Annotated in this window: 19 protein-coding genes; 8 read left to right on the top strand and 11 right to left on the bottom strand. The window is 64.3% G+C overall.

Going from position 1 to position 15,458, the window contains the following annotated elements; translation table 11 throughout:
* Window positions 1–37: 37 nt before the first annotated feature.
* Entirely contained in the window at window positions 38–1,222 is a 1,185-nt protein-coding gene (locus tag N551_RS0111100; RefSeq protein ID WP_245287757.1) for a patatin-like phospholipase family protein, read from the bottom strand.
* A gap of 228 nt (window positions 1,223–1,450) precedes the next feature.
* Here N551_RS0111100 and tgt point away from each other — a divergent pair, with 228 nt between their 5' ends.
* Window positions 1,451–2,599 carry a tRNA guanosine(34) transglycosylase Tgt gene (gene tgt / locus N551_RS0111095; RefSeq protein WP_027567042.1) on the top strand — a complete coding sequence of 383 codons (1,149 nt, stop codon included), beginning with the start codon at window positions 1,451–1,453 and terminating at the stop codon, window positions 2,597–2,599.
* 1 nt (window position 2,600) lies between these two features.
* Here the strand turns inward: tgt and N551_RS0111090 are convergent, their stop codons facing one another.
* On the bottom strand, window positions 2,601–2,819 hold the full coding sequence (locus N551_RS0111090; RefSeq protein WP_027567041.1) for a hypothetical protein: 219 nt from the start codon (window positions 2,817–2,819) through the stop codon (window positions 2,601–2,603).
* 222 nt (window positions 2,820–3,041) lie between these two features.
* Between N551_RS0111090 and cysK the strand changes: the two genes are divergently transcribed.
* Together cysK and N551_RS0111080 are read left to right on the top strand one after the other, a co-directional pair.
* Window positions 3,042–4,019 (top strand): cysteine synthase A, encoded by a 978-nt coding sequence (cysK, locus tag N551_RS0111085; protein ID WP_027567040.1) that lies wholly within the window; start codon window positions 3,042–3,044, stop codon window positions 4,017–4,019.
* A gap of 3 nt (window positions 4,020–4,022) precedes the next feature.
* On the top strand, window positions 4,023–4,265 hold the full coding sequence (locus N551_RS0111080) for a BrnA antitoxin family protein (protein ID WP_027518078.1): 243 nt from the start codon (window positions 4,023–4,025) through the stop codon (window positions 4,263–4,265).
* Window positions 4,266–4,339: 74 nt separating this feature from the next.
* Here the strand turns inward: N551_RS0111080 and N551_RS0111075 are convergent, their stop codons facing one another.
* Window positions 4,340–5,761: a caspase family protein gene (locus tag N551_RS0111075; protein ID WP_027567039.1), complete on the bottom strand. Its 1,422-nt coding sequence runs from the start codon at window positions 5,759–5,761 to the stop codon at window positions 4,340–4,342.
* 204 nt (window positions 5,762–5,965) lie between these two features.
* Window positions 5,966–6,841, bottom strand: coding sequence for a DMT family transporter (locus tag N551_RS0111070; RefSeq protein ID WP_027567038.1), 876 nt, complete (start codon window positions 6,839–6,841; stop codon window positions 5,966–5,968).
* A gap of 151 nt (window positions 6,842–6,992) precedes the next feature.
* Between N551_RS0111070 and N551_RS0111065 the strand changes: the two genes are divergently transcribed.
* Window positions 6,993–7,391, top strand: a complete 399-nt coding sequence (locus tag N551_RS0111065; RefSeq protein ID WP_027567037.1) for a RidA family protein — start codon at window positions 6,993–6,995, stop codon at window positions 7,389–7,391.
* A gap of 52 nt (window positions 7,392–7,443) precedes the next feature.
* Here the strand turns inward: N551_RS0111065 and N551_RS0111060 are convergent, their stop codons facing one another.
* The 3 genes from N551_RS0111060 to N551_RS0111050 form a co-directional block, all read right to left on the bottom strand.
* Window positions 7,444–7,989 carry a hypothetical protein gene (locus N551_RS0111060; RefSeq protein WP_027567036.1) on the bottom strand — a complete coding sequence of 182 codons (546 nt, stop codon included), beginning with the start codon at window positions 7,987–7,989 and terminating at the stop codon, window positions 7,444–7,446.
* Window positions 7,934–8,278: a hypothetical protein gene (locus N551_RS36910; RefSeq protein ID WP_007590760.1), complete on the bottom strand. Its 345-nt coding sequence runs from the start codon at window positions 8,276–8,278 to the stop codon at window positions 7,934–7,936. The genes N551_RS0111060 and N551_RS36910 overlap by 56 nt, the downstream gene beginning before the upstream one ends.
* 198 nt (window positions 8,279–8,476) lie before the next feature.
* Window positions 8,477–9,064, bottom strand: coding sequence for a formyltransferase family protein (locus tag N551_RS0111050; RefSeq protein ID WP_027567035.1), 588 nt, complete (start codon window positions 9,062–9,064; stop codon window positions 8,477–8,479).
* A gap of 189 nt (window positions 9,065–9,253) precedes the next feature.
* Here N551_RS0111050 and N551_RS0111045 point away from each other — a divergent pair, with 189 nt between their 5' ends.
* Together N551_RS0111045 and N551_RS0111040 are read left to right on the top strand one after the other, a co-directional pair.
* Complete coding sequence (locus N551_RS0111045; protein WP_027567034.1) at window positions 9,254–9,541, top strand: hypothetical protein; 288 nt, start codon at window positions 9,254–9,256, stop codon at window positions 9,539–9,541.
* Window positions 9,542–9,878: 337 nt separating this feature from the next.
* Window positions 9,879–10,115 carry a hypothetical protein gene (locus N551_RS0111040; RefSeq protein ID WP_027567033.1) on the top strand — a complete coding sequence of 79 codons (237 nt, stop codon included), beginning with the start codon at window positions 9,879–9,881 and terminating at the stop codon, window positions 10,113–10,115.
* Window positions 10,116–10,118: 3 nt separating this feature from the next.
* On the opposite strand, the gene N551_RS0111035 is transcribed toward N551_RS0111040, so the two are convergent.
* From N551_RS0111035 to N551_RS0111025, 3 genes are all read right to left on the bottom strand, one after another.
* Complete coding sequence (locus N551_RS0111035) at window positions 10,119–10,421, bottom strand: hypothetical protein (RefSeq protein WP_027518070.1); 303 nt, start codon at window positions 10,419–10,421, stop codon at window positions 10,119–10,121.
* Window positions 10,422–10,514: 93 nt separating this feature from the next.
* Complete coding sequence (locus N551_RS0111030; RefSeq protein ID WP_027567032.1) at window positions 10,515–12,563, bottom strand: acetoacetate--CoA ligase; 2,049 nt, start codon at window positions 12,561–12,563, stop codon at window positions 10,515–10,517.
* Window positions 12,564–12,681: 118 nt separating this feature from the next.
* A complete protein-coding gene (locus N551_RS0111025; RefSeq protein WP_027567031.1) occupies window positions 12,682–12,909 on the bottom strand; it encodes a hypothetical protein in 228 nt (75 codons plus the stop codon).
* 524 nt (window positions 12,910–13,433) lie between these two features.
* Between N551_RS0111025 and N551_RS0111015 the strand changes: the two genes are divergently transcribed.
* On the top strand, window positions 13,434–14,543 hold the full coding sequence (locus tag N551_RS0111015; RefSeq protein ID WP_027567029.1) for an AI-2E family transporter: 1,110 nt from the start codon (window positions 13,434–13,436) through the stop codon (window positions 14,541–14,543).
* Window positions 14,544–14,657: 114 nt separating this feature from the next.
* On the top strand, window positions 14,658–15,077 hold the full coding sequence (locus tag N551_RS0111010; protein WP_035961255.1) for an NUDIX hydrolase: 420 nt from the start codon (window positions 14,658–14,660) through the stop codon (window positions 15,075–15,077).
* A 1-nt stretch (window position 15,078) separates the two neighbouring features.
* Here N551_RS0111010 and N551_RS0111005 read toward each other — a convergent pair whose 3' ends face one another.
* Window positions 15,079–15,369 carry a hypothetical protein gene (locus N551_RS0111005; protein WP_027567028.1) on the bottom strand — a complete coding sequence of 97 codons (291 nt, stop codon included), beginning with the start codon at window positions 15,367–15,369 and terminating at the stop codon, window positions 15,079–15,081.
* Between the last annotated feature and the right edge of the window lie 89 nt (window positions 15,370–15,458).

The raw sequence follows: 15,458 nt of genomic DNA, 5'->3' as shown, positions 1-15,458 counted from the left end.
CAACCGTCTCGGCACGGCCCCGTTCCTCAGCGAGCGCTCACGGAAGCGTCGAAGTCCAGGCCTGGCCCGAAGCCGCCTTCTCATATCCGTACTGATACAGCGCCCGCATATAGGCGGTGTCGAACCCTTCCGAGGGGGCCGCCGGATAATCGCGCGCGATGTAGGAGAGATGGAAGCCCAGGCGGTTGCGCCTGGCAAAATCATAGGTCGAGAAGATGATCGAGCGGGTTTGCGACTGGGTGATCGACGACAGGCTGCGTGAGGCGACGTCGATGGTGCTGTTGGAGACGAGCTCGAAATTGCGTTCGATCTTCTTGTTGACGAGGATGTAGATGTCCAGCTTCGCAGGGCCGGGCAGGCGACTGCCCTGGAAAAGCAGGGCTTCCGGCAGCGTCAGCACCGGGGCCGTCACGCCGCCGTCGACATGCATCTCCTGAAACCTGCGGCCCTCGCCTTCGGCGTCGATCATGATCGGCGGAAACACCAGCGGGATGCTGGCGGAGGCCGCCATCACGTCGCGAAACAGCTTGAGCGCCTCGGGCGTGCCGATCGTGGCGATCTTGCCCATGTCCCAGATCGCGGTGCGCTGGGTGTCGAGATCTGTCGTCACCACCAGCAACTTGCGCCCTTTGGCGTTTTCACGCGCGACCTGCGCCATGATCTCGGGCCCGACATAACGGGCGACGAGCTCGCGCAGCCGCGTGTTGCCGAACAGGCCGGATCCGAACAGCACGCGCATGATGCTGGGATCGCTCAACAGGCTCTCCGCGACGCCGCTGGTGTAGACCTCCTTCAGCGTGTCGTCATATCGCGAGCCGAGAAACGCAAAGGGTGCAATCAGGCCGCCGGTGCTCACGCCCGAGACGACCGAGAAGGTGGGACGGGTTCTGGCCGCGGTCCAGCCGTTGAGCACGCCGACGCCGTAGGCACCATCGGCGCCGCCGCCTGACAGCGCCAGGTAGGACTTGGTCGCGGTGCTGGTGTCCTTCTCGAAGCTGAATCTCGTGATGGGTTCGTCGGCGTAGCGCCGCAGGCCGTCGATATCGAGCACGCGCGATGTGCTGGCTTCAGCGGCCGTATAGGGCGTGCGGGGCAGGGAGGTGCAGGCGCCGAGCGCCAGGCTACACGTCAGGACCAGCCATCCGAACAGGCGGGCGCAGGTCTGCCTTGCCCAGCCATGCGAACTGCCGGACGTGTCAGTCGAATTTAAAGGGAAGGGCATTGTCGGTGGCTGGCGATCACGCATCTACCACCGCCGGCAACATCGCCGCGGCAGCTCATCCAGCCCCGGGGATAAAACTACACTGTATCGTTTTGTTCAACAAGCGTAGCAGGCGCAAATTTCCGTGTTCCAAATATTGGTGGCCCTGTCCCAATCCGATGCATAAGCCGGCCGATGCAGCGCCTGGGCGGGTTGATCGGTCCGCTCCGACACGCAATAAGCACCGTCATGAATCGTCCTGACACCGGTCTGCCCAATCATTTCGAACTGCTCGCCATGGATGGCGCCGCGCGCACCGGGCGCCTGACCACCCCGCACGGCGTGGTGCGCACGCCCGCCTTCATGCCGGTCGGTACCGCCGGCGCGATGAAGGGCATGCACTGGCGCGAGGTGCGTGAGGCCGGTGCCGACATCGTGCTCGGCAACACCTATCATCTGATGCTGCGTCCCGGCGCCGAGCGGATCGCAGCACTTGGCGGCTTGCAGACATTCACCGGCTGGAACGGGCCGATGCTGACGGATTCCGGCGGCTTCCAGGTGATGTCGCTGGCGGATTTGCGCAAGGTCAGCGAGCACGCCGTGACGTTCCGTTCGCATATCGACGGTGCCAAGGTCGAGCTGTCGCCGGAGCGCTCGATCGAGGTGCAGCGTTTGCTAGGCTCCGACATCGCGATGCAGATGGACGAATGCGTGCGGCTGCCCGCCGAGCGCGCCGACATCGACCGCGCAATGCAATTGTCGCTGCGCTGGGCCGAGCGAAGCAAGCGCGCCTTCGAGAGCGCGCCCGACGGCTACATGCTGTTTGGCATCGTGCAGGGCGGCGACATACCCCAGCTTCGCCATGCCAGCGCGCAAGGCCTCGTCGAGATCGGTTTCCATGGTTATGCGATTGGCGGCCTTGCCGTCGGTGAGCCGCAGGCCGTGATGCTCGCGATGATCGACGAGACAGCGCCGCTGCTGCCGAGAGAGCGGCCGCGCTATCTGATGGGCGTCGGCACGCCCGACGACATCCTCGAGGCTGTCAAGCGCGGCATCGACATGTTCGACTGCGTGATGCCGACGCGCAATGGCCGGCATGGCGTAGCCTTCACACGCTTCGGCCAGGTGAATTTGCGCAACGCGCGCCACGTCGACGATCCCCGGCCGCTCGACGAAGAGAGTACCTGGCCATCGGCGCGCACCTACGCGCGCGCCTATTTGCATCATCTCGTCAAGGCGGGCGAGACGCTGGGTGCGATGCTGCTGTCCGAGATCAATATCGCTTACTACCAGTTTCTGATGCAAGGCATCAGGGACGCGGTCGCACAGGGAACGTTCGAGGAGTTCTATCGGCGTACGCGCGAGAACTGGGCGAGGGGCGACATCGCCCCGCGCTAGGTCAGTTGCAGAGGAAACGCTGCTTGACGGAGTGCTTGGTCACGAAGCCGTAGCCGCAATTGTCGCAGGTCCAGAGATAGCTGATCACGTGTTCCGACAGATACGCAGAACCTTCGGCGGCGATCATGGAGTCGGCGCAGACGGGACAGGTCGGCAACTCACTGCAACGCGGAGCGCGGTTCGTTGCGACGGTCGACAACACTTCAGCGACTGCTGACATCGTGGTGACCTCCCAGCTTTGAGACCTAAGTCTAACATAAGCAGAATCAGTTGACGAGGTCGCAACACAAATGCGTTGGTTTTCTGATAATTATTGCTCACGCGATTTTGCGATGCAGCGTATTTAACATGTGCCGCAATCTCGCTTGCGTGTCGCCGCAGGCTGTCTCTAACTGCGCAAGAGCTGCAACAGAAGCACAATCGTCGCCACAGGGAGTTCATCATGGACGCATCGTCCACAACGGGTGCAGCGCACCAACCCGGCCGCGGCCGGATCTATGACTCGATCGTCGATGCTTTTGGCGACACGCCGATCGTGCGCTTGCGCCGGCTTCCTGGCATGCACGGCGTGAACGCGACCATTTTGGCAAAGCTTGAATATTTCAATCCCGCCGCAAGCGTGAAGGATCGCATCGGCGCGGCCATGATCATCGCCATGGAGAAGGCCGGCATCGTCAAGCCCGACACCGTGCTGATCGAACCGACCTCCGGCAATACCGGCATCGCGCTGGCCTTCGTCGCCGCGTCGCGCGGCTATAGGCTCAAGCTGGTCATGCCGGAGTCGATGTCGATCGAACGACGCAAGATGCTGGCTTTTCTGGGCGCCGAGCTGGTGCTGACACCGGCCGCACAAGGCATGAAGGGCGCCATCGCTACCGCCGAAGAGCTGTTGAAGACGACGCCGAATTCGGTGATGCCGCAGCAGTTCAAGAATCTCGCCAATCCCGAGGTGCACCGCCGCACCACCGCGGAGGAGATCTGGAATGACACCGGCGGCAACGTCGACTTCTTCGTCGCCGGCGTCGGCACCGGCGGCACCATCACCGGCGTCGGCCAGGTGCTGAAGCCGCGCAAGCCTTCGCTGCGCGTGGTCGCGGTCGAGCCGGAGGAGAGCCCGGTGCTGTCGGGTGGCCAGCATACGCCGCACAAGATCCAGGGCATCGGTGCGGGCTTCGTCCCTGACATCCTCGATCGCTCGGTGATCGACGAGATCGTGAAGATCAACTCCACGACGGCGATTGAGACCTCGCGGGCGCTGGCGCGGCACGAGGGCATTCCGGGCGGCATCTCCTCGGGCGCAGCGATCGCCGCGGCCCTCGAGATCGGCAAGCGGCCGGAAGCTGCGGGAAAAACCATCCTGGCTATAGTGCCGTCCTTCTCCGAGCGGTATCTTTCGACGGCTCTGTTTGAGGGAATCTAGGACATGGCGGATCAACCACCGAGGCGGCCGCGGACGTTGGGCGACGCCAGGACGGAGGCCGAGGCGGCGTTCAAGAAGGTGACGGCGAAGGTCGCCGCGGCGCCGCCAAAGCAGAACGTGGCGCCGGGGGTCAAGGAGCAGGTCACGCTGCGCATTGACCAGGACGTGCTGGAGCATTTCCAGGCCGGCGGCCCCGGCTGGCAGGATCGCATCAACGAGGCGCTGCGAAAGGCCGCGGGGAAGTAGGCGCCAAAGGTTTGGCTAGTCGCAACGAAAAAGCCCGGCGCGAGCCGGGCTTTTTGTTTGCGATTGGCCTCGCCTCAGCGGCGGAACATGCCGCCCATCATGCCGCCGACGACGCCGCCGACGAAGGCTGCGCCGGCGTCGCCGCCGCCGCCGCGATGCTGGGCGGGTGCGCTCTGCGCCTGGGCCGGGGCACGTCGGGCCGGCTTCGCGCTGTCGTCGCTCGCAGTGGTCGGCGCGGAGGCCACGATCTCCGACAGCAGGGCCTTGTGCTGGAGCTTGTTGAGATAGCCGCTCGATGGATAGCCACGTGCCGCCTGCCAGCGCTTGAGCACCGTACGGGTGTCCTCGCTGAACGCCCCGGTGACCTTGGTGTCGAATCCAAGTCCGGTCAGGCGGCGCTGCACGTCGCGGCGCTGCCCCTTGTCGAGGCCGATCTGGTCCTCGGTGAGCTGGCTGGCGTCGTCGGTGAAGGTGGCAGGATCGACACCGGCGTTGAGGTTGCGGGTCGTCGTCGACGGGCCGCTCTTGATTGCCGCGAGCCGCGCCAGCGCCAGTGCCTTGAACTGGCCGTTCGGGTAGGTGGAGAGGTAGGCGTTGAGCTCTTCGGGCTTGTTGCTCTCCTTGACCGACCGCCAGTATTCGAGCTCGACACCGTCCGAATTGCCGCCTGTTGCCGCGGGCACGACGCCAGCAGCCGTCGGTGCCGCATTGGCGACCTGGGTCGTCGGAGCCTGGTTGAGATAGACCGCGCCGATCAAATTGGTGTGGCCCCAGGGCAGCTGACCCTTGTGGGTCTCCTCGTTGACCTGGGCGCGGACCGACGTCATCGCCTGCTGGATCTCGATGCCAGGCTTGGTGATGTTGTCGATCAGCGCACGGGTGAACGGGCTGTTGTTGCCCTCCTGGCCGTCGAGCGCGGTCTGGCCCGGACCGGTGGCGAACGCGATCAGCGTGCCTTCGCCGGATTTCATCTCGGCAAGACCGCTCTGCACGTTGACGCTGCGGGTCGCGGAGTTCGACTTGATCTTGGCGGCGAACGGATTGTCGCGGCAGGCGTCAAGGAAGACTAGCTTGACCTTGGCGTCGCCCATGGTCTGCTCGAGCGTCAGATCGATGTTGATGGCGGCACCGAGCTTGACGTCCATCTCCGACTTGATGTCGGCATCGACAGGCAGAAGATAGTTGGAGCCGCCGACCGCGATGCCGTGACCGGCATAATAGAACACTGCGACATCGGAGCCCTGCGCCTTGCGGCCGAAGTCCAGCAGCTTCTCCGTCATCTGGTCGCGCGAGAGGTTCGAACCTTCGATCACCTCGAAGCCGACATTGCGCAGCGTTGCCGCCATCGCTTTGGCGTCGATCGGCGGGTTCGGCAACTGTGCGACGTTCTTGTAGGTGCCGTTGCCGACGACGAAAGCAACACGGCGGTCGGCCTTCGCGGCACTGACCGACAGTACCATGCACATCAGCGACGCGAGGAGGGTGAGAGTGCGCATCTGGAATCCCCAACAGAATCGAAATTGCAGGCAGCAACAGATTGGCAACGAACTTACACGAAGTGGCCGATTTGGCGCCACCAAAACGGCAGTTCGTCGCGTTCAACCCGCTGCAGTGTGGCAGAATGTGCACGATGGAATACCCTTCCAACGTGATCTAAATCACACGGCCACTTGGTTTTGTCGCACGAAGCGGCGCGAGGTTCAGCGTGCGCGGGCGGGAACCGGCGAAGCCGGCTTCAAGTTCAGGAGATTGCCGCAAAGGATCAGCGCCGCGCCGAGCACGGTCCAGGAGTCGAGCCGCTCGGAATAGAGCAGCCAGCCGACGGTGGCCGTGAGCGGAACCCGCAGAAAGTCCATCGGCACCACGATGGTCGCATCCGCGTACCGGAGCGCGCTGGCGAGGCAATAGTGCGAGAATGTGCCGCAGACCCCGATAACGAACAGCCAACCCCACAGGGAGGCCGACGGCCAGGTCCAGACATAGAGCGTCGGGAGCAGACCCACGACCATCTGCACGACGATCATCCAGAATAGGATCGACAATGCGCTCTCGGTCCGGGTCAGTGATTTCGCCAATATCATGGAGATGCTGAAGCCGATCGCGGCTCCCAGCGCGATCAGCTGGCCCGGATTGATCTCGCCGGTGGCGGGCCGCACGATCATGACCACGCCGACGATGCCGAGCACGATCGCGGCGATCTTCCAGACGGTCATACGTTCGGACAGGAATGTTGCGGCCAGCAGTGCCGTCCAGATCGGCATGGTGAATTCGATCGCGACGACCTGGCCGATCCCGATCAGCGTCAGTGCGTAGAACCAGCCGAGCTGTGCGAAATAATGCACCCCATTGCGCGCGAGATGCTGGGGCAGGCGCTTGGTCGCGACCGCCTTGAAGCCACCGGACCGGTAGATGATCGGCAGCAGAAGCGTGAACCCGATCACCGAACGCACTTCCATGATCTGAAATACATTCAGCTCGCGCGTGGTCTCGCGCCCGGCGACCGCCATGACCAGCATCAGCGACAGCCAGCCCGCCATCCACAGGGCAGCCATCGTTTTGGACGGTGTGGTGTTCATCGGCGCAGGTTTGGGAGGCGAGGGTTCTGAGGGAGGGCCGGTATCGGCGACATCGTCGCCGTTTGCAACGGCCAAATCTGCCGGTGCAGCGATGCATGGCGGCGTGCTAAGGCATCACTGAACAACGAGAAAAATCGGGAGATATTCGCTCATGCACATCTTGCAGCCGGCCGAGTGGAAAAAACCGCGCGGCTTTTCCCATGGCGTCGCGGTCGAGGGGCCGGGCCGCTGGGTGGTGCTGGCCGGGCAGACCGGCGGCGACGAGACCGGCAATTACGCGCCTGACATGGCAGCGCAGGTCGGGACCGCGCTGAAGCGGATCATCAAGCTCCTGGGCGAGGCGAGCGCCGGCCCCGAGCATATCGTCCGCCTGACCTGGTACCTGACCAGCCGCAGCGAATATGAGGCAGCCGGGTCCGGCATCGGCGCGGTCTGGAAGGAAACGCTGGGGCGCAATTTCCCGCCCTCGACCTTGCTCTACATCGGCGGCCTCGTGGACGACCGGGCCAAGGTCGAGATCGAGGTCACGGCGTTCGTGCCGGGCACATAAAAAATCGACCCGGCGAGATCGCCGGGTCGATTGTCAATCTACTTGTATCGGCTTAGCGCGACAGCGAGATGTTGGCGCCGCGGAACTGGCTATCGGCACGCATCGTGACGTTCTGCTTGTTGCCGGACGTCTTCAGCGAGATGTTGGCGTTGAAGCCGGCGGTGGAGGCGAGCAGCTCATAGTTTCCACCCGCGCCGCGGCCCGAAAGGGAGCCGCTGATATTGCGGCTGGCCTCGGACCAGCTGCCCGCGATGGCGCTGCCTTCAGCCTTTACGTTGGCGCCGAGGTTGAACTTGTAGGCGTCGCTGGCGCAGGTCAGCGACAACTCCATCGTTGGTCCGACCGGAGCGTATTTGGCCCGGCAGCGGATCCGCTCGGTCGAGCCGTCATCCAACGTGACCGTTCCCGAGCCGCTCCAGCTGCCTGCCAGCGGGGCAAACGGGCCCGACTGGGCCTTGCTCTCGGAATTGGCAATTCCGGCCGCAAACATGACGGCAGCCGCAATCAGGAGCCGCTGGCCCAGACCGCTGGTCACGATTCTTCTATTGGCGCGATGCTTCCCACCGCCCGCTGCACGGTATGCCTGCAGATGCTCCATTCCACTTCCCCGATCCGGCGTTGCCGCTGAGTTGACCGTTGGCATATGCACCATTGATCGAAACTTTCACAAGTCCCCCGCTGCCGATGGTGCCGGAAACGTTAGCGCCCGGCGCGGTGATCTTGCCGTCGGCAACCGTCAGCAAGGAGCTTGCGGTCGGCTCGCAGGAACCGCTCTTGGTGACGATGGTGACCTGCCAGTTGCCGTCATAGGGAGTCTGGGCGAAAGCGGGCGCGGCGAGGGTGAAAACTGAAGCGGCACAGAACGCCGCAATGCGAGCAAAACGCATAAAATCCGTCCTTGAATTTGTCTGATATGCTGACCCTTATTCGGGCCAAATGTGACGGAAATTTGGTGCGGTGCCAAATCGAAAATTGTTCCTGTGGGAACAATGGTTTATTTGGGTTTCCGGCTGCAATTTTCGAAGCAAAATCAACGCCCCTTCACGTTAAGGGTAAACGTCGGGACAGCGACTCAGGAAAGGAGCTTAGGAAAGGCTTGGCGCCGAGGTCGCGAACTGCTCGTCCTGAGTCTTGGACGGCAGCGCCTTGTGGACCTTGGCATAATCGATCACGTCGGCCAGCAATTTGAGCCCGAGCGGGGCGAGCGCGCGCTCCCACAGCTCCCGCGCCGTCTCGCCCTTCTTGACGAAGCACCACTCCTGGGCCGCGATGGCGCCGGCGTCCATGCGGTCGGCGAGGTGGTAGATCGTGCCGCCGGCGATCGGGTCGCCTTCCTTGATGGTCCATTCCACGGCCGCCTTGCCGCGGTGACGCGGCAGCAGCGAGGGATGATAGCCGATCCCGCCCAGCTTCGCGGCCTCGAGCGCGTCCTTGCCGATCCGGGCGTGGCTGTGCGCGGTGACGATCAGATCGGTGTCGGGGGCGATCTCGGAGGCCACCACCAGCTTGGGATTGGCCTGGACCACGACCTCGATGCCCGCCGCTTTGGCTGTCGCGGCGAGACGATCCTCGGCGTCGGCCACCACGACCCGCACGATCGAGACACCATGCTCCCGGAGCATGTTCAGGGTGGTCACGCCGAAATGGCGGGAGCCGACGAGGGTAATGCGCATGGGTGTCCGATCCGTCTCGCAACTGCGTCATCTCCCGATAACACGTCCGGACGTCCTGTCACCACCCGCACTGCGTTTGCGCCGGTTATCAACAATGCACCGAGCGAGGCTGCGCGATGAATTCCGCGATTGCGGCGTCGGCCGGTCCGGTGCTTCCATACGCGGATGGCATCGGCTCGGAGCGAACGCATGCGGAGCGCGTGGTTTGTCCTTCTCGCGGCCCTGGTCGCAACCCTTCCGGCGCGCGCCGGCGGACAGCCCTATCCGGTGGTTCCGCCTGAGGTTGGTGTGGCGCCCTTCATCGGTCCGACCTGGGACACCTATCGCTGCGCGGAAGGGCCGGTCATCAATTTCTATCACGGCGCCTATTACGGCCAGGAGCCGCCGGCGCTCTATCGCGGCTACGCGTACCGGCCGCATTACCGCTACAGCGCCTACCGCAGGCTGCCGCGCAACTATTTCTGCGTCACAGACTAGCCGTGCCACACCGCCACGGTCGGGCGGCGATTAGAGATAGGCCTGTTCCTGTGTTTCGTTTTTAACACAGAGATCCAGGATTTGCCGGTAGAACGTGGACCAACCGGGGCTGGCGACATTTCAACCCGTATCCGTTTTCGAACCCGGATTTGGCCGCTGGCATGATCGCCAGCGGCTTTTTCATGCGCGGCCATCACGAAATCATCTGACGGTAACATGATCTCAACCAGCTTGGCGTATCGACGAATCCGTCGCGGATTTGTATTGCGTACCGCGACACCGAGATCGTCCCGCCGGCGTGGGTGCGCCGTGCGGGCTTTTCGCCGGGACCGATTTCATGCCGAGCGCGATTGAGCAGATCGTCGACGTCTATGTCCGGCTGAAGAACCGGCGCGGCCTTGACGAGCTGATGATGCACAGACAGCGGCTTGCGGTCGATCTGAAGAGCAGGTCCGGCTACGACTTCAGCCTGCCGATCGGTCAGATCGACGAGGAGATCGCGATCATCGAAGCCGGCCTCAGCCGGCTCAAGTCAGGTGATATCGCTGCGACGGACGACGGTCAGTCAATTTGACGCTCAGTCGCGCCGGCCGCCGTCGATGACGGTGAACAACGGCCGTGCCTGGGTCGGCTCGACCAGCAATTCCTCCACCAGCGCGGTCGCCGCATCGACATATTTGCGCGTCGGCTTGTCGAGGGGGCGGGTGGCCTCATCGTCGAGCGCGACCTTTGCGGCCTCGACCAGCTTGCGCATTCGCGCCGCGTGGTCATCGCCCGCCGTCAGCGTCGCGCGGGCCAGCGAGCGCAGCACGAACAACTCGCCCTCGAGGCGGAGCAGACGGTCGTTGAGCCTGGTGAGGACGGCGTTGAGGTCGGCCATGGCGCGCGTTCGTTTTCGGAAGATCCATCCTGCTCTAGCGGCGATCGGTGAACGGAGTCCAAACGGCATCGGCGCAATTGGGGCGATCTCCCCTCAAGTCTCGGTCCGCGCCAGATAGTCGCGTGCAAATACAAGGTACCAGTCGAGGCAGGCGGGATTGGCCATCGCCTCCCGGTTGATGACCTTCTCGACGGGCTGGCCGAGCAGCAGCTTCTTGATCGGCAGCTCCTGCTTCTTGCCCGAGAGCGTGCGCGGGATCTCGGCGACCGCAAAAATCTCGTTGGGCAGGAAGCGGCGGGAGAGGCCTGCCTCGATCGCCTTGTTGATCCTCGCCCGCATCGCGCCGTCGAAGGCGACGCCTTCGCGCAGCACCACGAACAGCGGCATGTAGCTGTCACGGCCGAGATATTCGAGATCGACGACGAGGGAATCCAGCACCTCCGGCAAGGCCTCGATCGCGGAGTAGAGTTCGCTCGTGCCCATGCGCAGGCCATGCCGGTTGATGGTGGCATCGCTGCGGCCATAGATGATGCAGGAGCCGTCCGGGTCGACCTTGAGCCAGTCGCCATGCCGCCACACCGGCCCGCGGCCGCTGCCGTCGAAATTGTCCGGATAGGTCTCGAAATAGCTCGCGCGATAGCGCGCATCGCCCTTGTCGTTCCAGAAATAGAGCGGCATCGACGGCATCGGCTCGGTGCAGACGAGCTCGCCGACCTCGCCGATGACGGCGCGGCCCTGTTCGTCGAAGGCTTCCACGGCGGCACCCAGCAGACGGCACTGCATCGCGCCCGGCGTCTGCGGCAGTTCGCGATTTCCGCCAATGAAGGCGCCGGCGAAATCGGTGCCGCCGGAGATGTTGGCCCACCAGATATCGGCCTGCGCCTTGCTGCCGTTGATCTTCGCGAGCGCCGCGAAGCGGTCGTTGAACCAGGCTTGCGTGTCGGCGCTCAGCGGAGAGCCGGTCGAGCCGAGACATCGAAGCTGTGAGAGATCACCGGCGGCGGTGAGGTCGATCTCGGCCTTGGCGCAGTTGGCGAAGAACGCGGCGCCCGCACCGAAGAAGGTCGCTTTGGATTGCGCGACGAAGCGCCACAACGTGGTCCAGTCCGGCTTGTCCCTGGCGCCGCCGGGGCTGCCGTCGAAGATGCAGCAGGTGGTGCCGCCGAGCAGGCCGCCGATCTGGCTGTTCCACATGATCCAGCCCGTCGAAGAGTACCAGTGATAGCGCTCGCCGAACGAGTTCTCGTGGTAGGAGCAGCCGAGATCGTTGTGCAATCCCAGCAGCGCCAGCACCACGATGACGATGCCGCCATGGCCGTGCACGATCGGCTTCGGCAGACCGGTGGTGCCGCTGGAATAGACGATCCAGAGCGGATGATCGAACGGCAGCCACGCTGGCTCGAACGCGTCGATCGCGGCGCCCGTTGCTGCGACAATGTCGGAGAGCAGGGCGTCCGCCGCTGGGCGCGCGGCGGCGTCGCTGTGCAGAATGACGTGCTCGACCGTCGGCAGCGATCGCCGCAGCTCGGCGAGGACGTCTTTGCGATCGTGCCGGCGTCCGGCATAGGTGACTGCGTCGCAGGCGATCAGCACTTTCGGTTCGATCTGCTTGAAGCGGTCGATCACGGCGGGTGCGGCCATGTCGGGCGCGCACACGCTCCAGATCGCGCCGATGCTGGCGCTCGCCAGGAATGCGATGATGGTCTCGGGGATGTTGGGCAGATAGGCGGCGACCCGGTCGCCGGGCCTGATGCCTTTTTCTTTCAGATGCAGCGCGAGGGCAGCCGCCTTGCGCCGCAGCTCCGGCCAGCTCGTCTCGCAAAGCCTGCCGTCCTCGCCGGAACTGACGATCGCTGGCAGGCCGGCGGCGTCAGCCGCCTCCACATGGCGGAACACCTGCCGGGCATAGTTAACCTGGGCGCCGGAAAACCAGACCGCGCCGGGCATCTTGCGCTCGGTGATCACGGTCGCAAACGGCGTTGGCGATTGCAGATCGTAATAGTCCCAGATGCTGTGCCAGAACCCGTCGAGATCGCGCACCGACCATTGCCGCATCTCCTCGTAGCTTGCGAAGGTAAGGCCGCGCTGTTCGGCGAGCCAGGTGCGGTAAAGGGCGATCTGGGGAATGAAGGGTGAGGTCATTGCGTGTCGGCTTCAGTTGCGGGGCGCGGATGTTAACCGGTGCCGCAGAGTAGCAGAAGCCGCAGTTCGGGCAGGCAGCGTTGACGGGAGTAGCGGGTCTGGGTCCGCTGGAAGCAGTCTACCAGCCCGCTCCGGCCCAGCGTCTTCCGAACACGGGTGGCTTGGCCTTCACCGCTTCCCAGCCGAAGAAATGATGCTTGCCGGACCAGGTGTGCACCACGCCGCTGCAGATGCTGCACTTGAAGCTGCCGGAATGCGCTTCGGCGTGCTCCTCCCTTGTCGCGGTGTAGTTCATGCTGCAACCCGGGCAGGTGAATTCTTCGATCGTCCAGATGCTATTGGCCATTGCACCGAAAGTGGTTTGGGGGACCTCGACGGAAGCCTAGGTGCCCGCCTTTGCAACGGCGTAAACCGGTCGGCGGAAATCCGGTTAACCGTCGTTAGCCAAGCCGGCATCCGGTTGCCGGCCTTGCCGGCGCGCTCGCCGCGCGCGGCGCTGTCGCAAGATCAATCGCCGGTCCGGTTGCTCCGCATGTCCCGGTCGATGCGCATCTGTACGCGCCTGATGGCGAGCAACGGCAGCCTGCCTTGCACGCGCCCGCAGCGGGCCCTGTCGCCGACGGCATAGGCGTAGCGCCAATAGCCCGGTGCCGCGTTTGGCTTCAGCGAAAAGTGCACGCCGCGGTGAATGCCTGCGTGTGCGACGGGCTCTCTGGGGCGGCGTGCCATCGTCTCGGAATGCCGAATGGCCCGATGCGTTCCTAATCACCGGCTCGGGCCGGCCCCGTCGCCTTGACGCCGGGTGCGCGGCTGGCAATAACGCTGGGCCGCGCAAGTGGCGGAACCCGCGTCAATGCCGCAAGGAAAGCCGTGCCCGTGAAAAGTCTGCGTCAGCTCCTGACGGGCGAGGACATCATCCAGCTCGTGATCCGCGTCGGCCTGCTCGGCCTGCTGATCATCTGGACCTTCCTGATCATCCGCCCCTTCGTGCCGATCCTTGCCTGGAGCGGCGTGCTCGCGGTCGCGTTCTACCCGGCCTTCAGCTGGGTCGCGAAGATCCTGGGCGGCCGGCCCAAGACCGCAGCGGCGATCCTGACCCTGATCACGCTCGGCATCGTCATCGGTCCTGCGACCTGGCTCGGCATCAGCGCAGTGGACGGCGTGCGCGAGCTGGCGCACCAGCTCGGCACCGGCGACCTCGCGCTTCAGTCGGCGCCGGAGCAGCTCAAATCGTGGCCGCTCGTTGGCCCCTGGCTATTCGATTTGTGGGAGCAGGCCTACAACAACATCCGCGCGGTGCTGCGCGAGGTGGCGCCGTATCTCCAGCCGCTGGCGGGACCGTTGCTTGGGCTCGCGGGTGACGCCGGCGTCGGCACGCTCCAGTTCCTGGTCTCGGTGTTCGTGGCCGGCTTCCTGTTTCCGCACGGGCCAAGGCTGGTTGCGGCCGGCCGCGGCTTCTTGTTTCGCATCGTGCCCGAACAGAGCGAGCATTTCCTGGGGCTCGCAGGCGCAACCATCCGTGCCGTGGCGCAAGGCGTGATCGGCGTCGCGATCGTGCAGGCATTGCTCGCCGGCATCGGCTTCAAGCTTGCCGCGGTGCCGAGCGCAGGCCTGCTCGCCTTCATCGTGCTGCTGCTCTCGATCGTGCAGATCGGCGCCTTCCTGGTGCTGCTGCCGGTGATCATCTGGATATGGACCGCCAAGGACGTCACCACCGCGCTGCTGCTCACCGTGTTTCTCGTCGTCGTCGGCTTCCTCGACACCATGTTGAAGCCGCTGGTGATGGGGCGCGGCCTGACCACGCCGACCATCGTCATCTTCGTCGGCGTGATCGGCGGCACGCTTGCCCACGGCATCGTCGGCCTGTTCATCGGCCCGATCATCCTGTCGGTGGCCTGGGAGATGATGATGGCCTGGATCAGAACGGAGGATCGGGCAGAGGCGGGGTCGAGGGCGGGGACAGCGACGGGCGAGGGCTGACCGGGCGCCTCGAACGGCGGATCGGCCTGCCTGCCGGAGTCAATCAGACCTGGCGGCCTTAGCCCCGTGTGATCAAGGTCCACGGAACTTGTCTATCCGACTAGACAAGTTACCATGGGCTCGATTCTGTTCTCGATTACGGCGGACATGGCGAAGTCTTCCAAGCTGGTCGCCGCCAAGCGCGGCAAGGTATTGTTGGTCAGGCGCCGGTCGGACGGCCTGTGGATGTTCCCGGGCGGCCGCAAGCGCGCGCGCGAGTCCGACAAGGACTGCCTGCGGCGGGAGATCAAGGAAGAGCTGCCCAAGCTGAAGCTCGGCCGGATCAGCCTCTGGAAGGAAGTGACGGCCAGGAACAAGCGCTCCGGCCGCAAGATGAGCGACGCGATATTCATCGCCAAGGGCGCCAAGGGCAGGCTCGCGATCGGCGACAAGAACGAGATCGACCGCGCCGTCTGGCAGAAGCCGCGCGGCATCCGCCTGACGCCGACCTCGCGCTATATCCGCGACCGCCTGTTTCCGCGGAAGCGCGGGTGAGCTAGTCCCCGTCGTCCTCCGACGAGAGCTGTATCCGTCCGGTGTGGGCCCGCGAAAAATTGGCGCGCGGTTGCGGCGCGGACACCCTGGCCATTTCGGTTTCGCGCTGCTCCTTGCGAACCTTGCGCGCGCGCTTCATGGCCTGCTTGACCTGAGGGTTCGGCGAATCCTCCGCGAAGAACAGCACCACCTCGCAGCTCGGACATTGCCTGGAATAGCCGTCCTGCAACCGTCCCGCGCGGTCGCGGAACACGGTCTTGCAGCGCGTGCACTGAATCTGGACGAAACTCATGCGCGGTCGATCGACAATGACTGATGGAAATGGATCGTCAGGTGATCCCAAATGTCTGAAGAAAGCTTGAACGCGTCCGGGACTTCAAG

Origin of the sequence: Bradyrhizobium sp. URHA0013, from assembly GCF_000518345.1 — a bacterium.
GTDB lineage: Bacteria > Pseudomonadota > Alphaproteobacteria > Rhizobiales > Xanthobacteraceae > Bradyrhizobium.
Note: the sequence above shows the minus strand (reverse complement) of the source record. Positions and strands in the feature narration are given on the sequence as shown.

Excerpts from the sequence above, each read along its gene's own strand:
- N551_RS0111075 (WP_027567039.1), bottom strand. The coding sequence starts at position 5,761 with ATGCGCACTCTCACCCTCCTCGCGTCGCTGATGTGCATGGTACTGTCG.
- N551_RS0111040 (WP_027567033.1), top strand. The coding sequence starts at position 9,879 with ATGCCGAGCGCGATTGAGCAGATCGTCGACGTCTATGTCCGGCTGAAG.
- N551_RS0111090 (WP_027567041.1), bottom strand. The coding sequence starts at position 2,819 with ATGTCAGCAGTCGCTGAAGTGTTGTCGACCGTCGCAACGAACCGCGCT.
- N551_RS0111045 (WP_027567034.1), top strand. The coding sequence starts at position 9,254 with ATGCGGAGCGCGTGGTTTGTCCTTCTCGCGGCCCTGGTCGCAACCCTT.
- N551_RS0111100 (WP_245287757.1), bottom strand. The coding sequence starts at position 1,222 with ATGCCCTTCCCTTTAAATTCGACTGACACGTCCGGCAGTTCGCATGGC.
- tgt (WP_027567042.1), top strand. The coding sequence starts at position 1,451 with ATGAATCGTCCTGACACCGGTCTGCCCAATCATTTCGAACTGCTCGCC.
- N551_RS0111065 (WP_027567037.1), top strand. The coding sequence starts at position 6,993 with ATGCACATCTTGCAGCCGGCCGAGTGGAAAAAACCGCGCGGCTTTTCC.
- cysK (WP_027567040.1), top strand. The coding sequence starts at position 3,042 with ATGGACGCATCGTCCACAACGGGTGCAGCGCACCAACCCGGCCGCGGC.
- N551_RS0111035 (WP_027518070.1), bottom strand. The coding sequence starts at position 10,421 with ATGGCCGACCTCAACGCCGTCCTCACCAGGCTCAACGACCGTCTGCTC.
- N551_RS0111080 (WP_027518078.1), top strand. The coding sequence starts at position 4,023 with ATGGCGGATCAACCACCGAGGCGGCCGCGGACGTTGGGCGACGCCAGG.
- N551_RS0111070 (WP_027567038.1), bottom strand. The coding sequence starts at position 6,841 with ATGAACACCACACCGTCCAAAACGATGGCTGCCCTGTGGATGGCGGGC.
- N551_RS0111060 (WP_027567036.1), bottom strand. The coding sequence starts at position 7,989 with ATGGAGCATCTGCAGGCATACCGTGCAGCGGGCGGTGGGAAGCATCGC.
- N551_RS0111025 (WP_027567031.1), bottom strand. The coding sequence starts at position 12,909 with ATGGCCAATAGCATCTGGACGATCGAAGAATTCACCTGCCCGGGTTGC.
- N551_RS0111005 (WP_027567028.1), bottom strand. The coding sequence starts at position 15,369 with ATGAGTTTCGTCCAGATTCAGTGCACGCGCTGCAAGACCGTGTTCCGC.
- N551_RS0111010 (WP_035961255.1), top strand. The coding sequence starts at position 14,658 with ATGGGCTCGATTCTGTTCTCGATTACGGCGGACATGGCGAAGTCTTCC.
- N551_RS36910 (WP_007590760.1), bottom strand. The coding sequence starts at position 8,278 with ATGCGTTTTGCTCGCATTGCGGCGTTCTGTGCCGCTTCAGTTTTCACC.
- N551_RS0111050 (WP_027567035.1), bottom strand. The coding sequence starts at position 9,064 with ATGCGCATTACCCTCGTCGGCTCCCGCCATTTCGGCGTGACCACCCTG.
- N551_RS0111030 (WP_027567032.1), bottom strand. The coding sequence starts at position 12,563 with ATGACCTCACCCTTCATTCCCCAGATCGCCCTTTACCGCACCTGGCTC.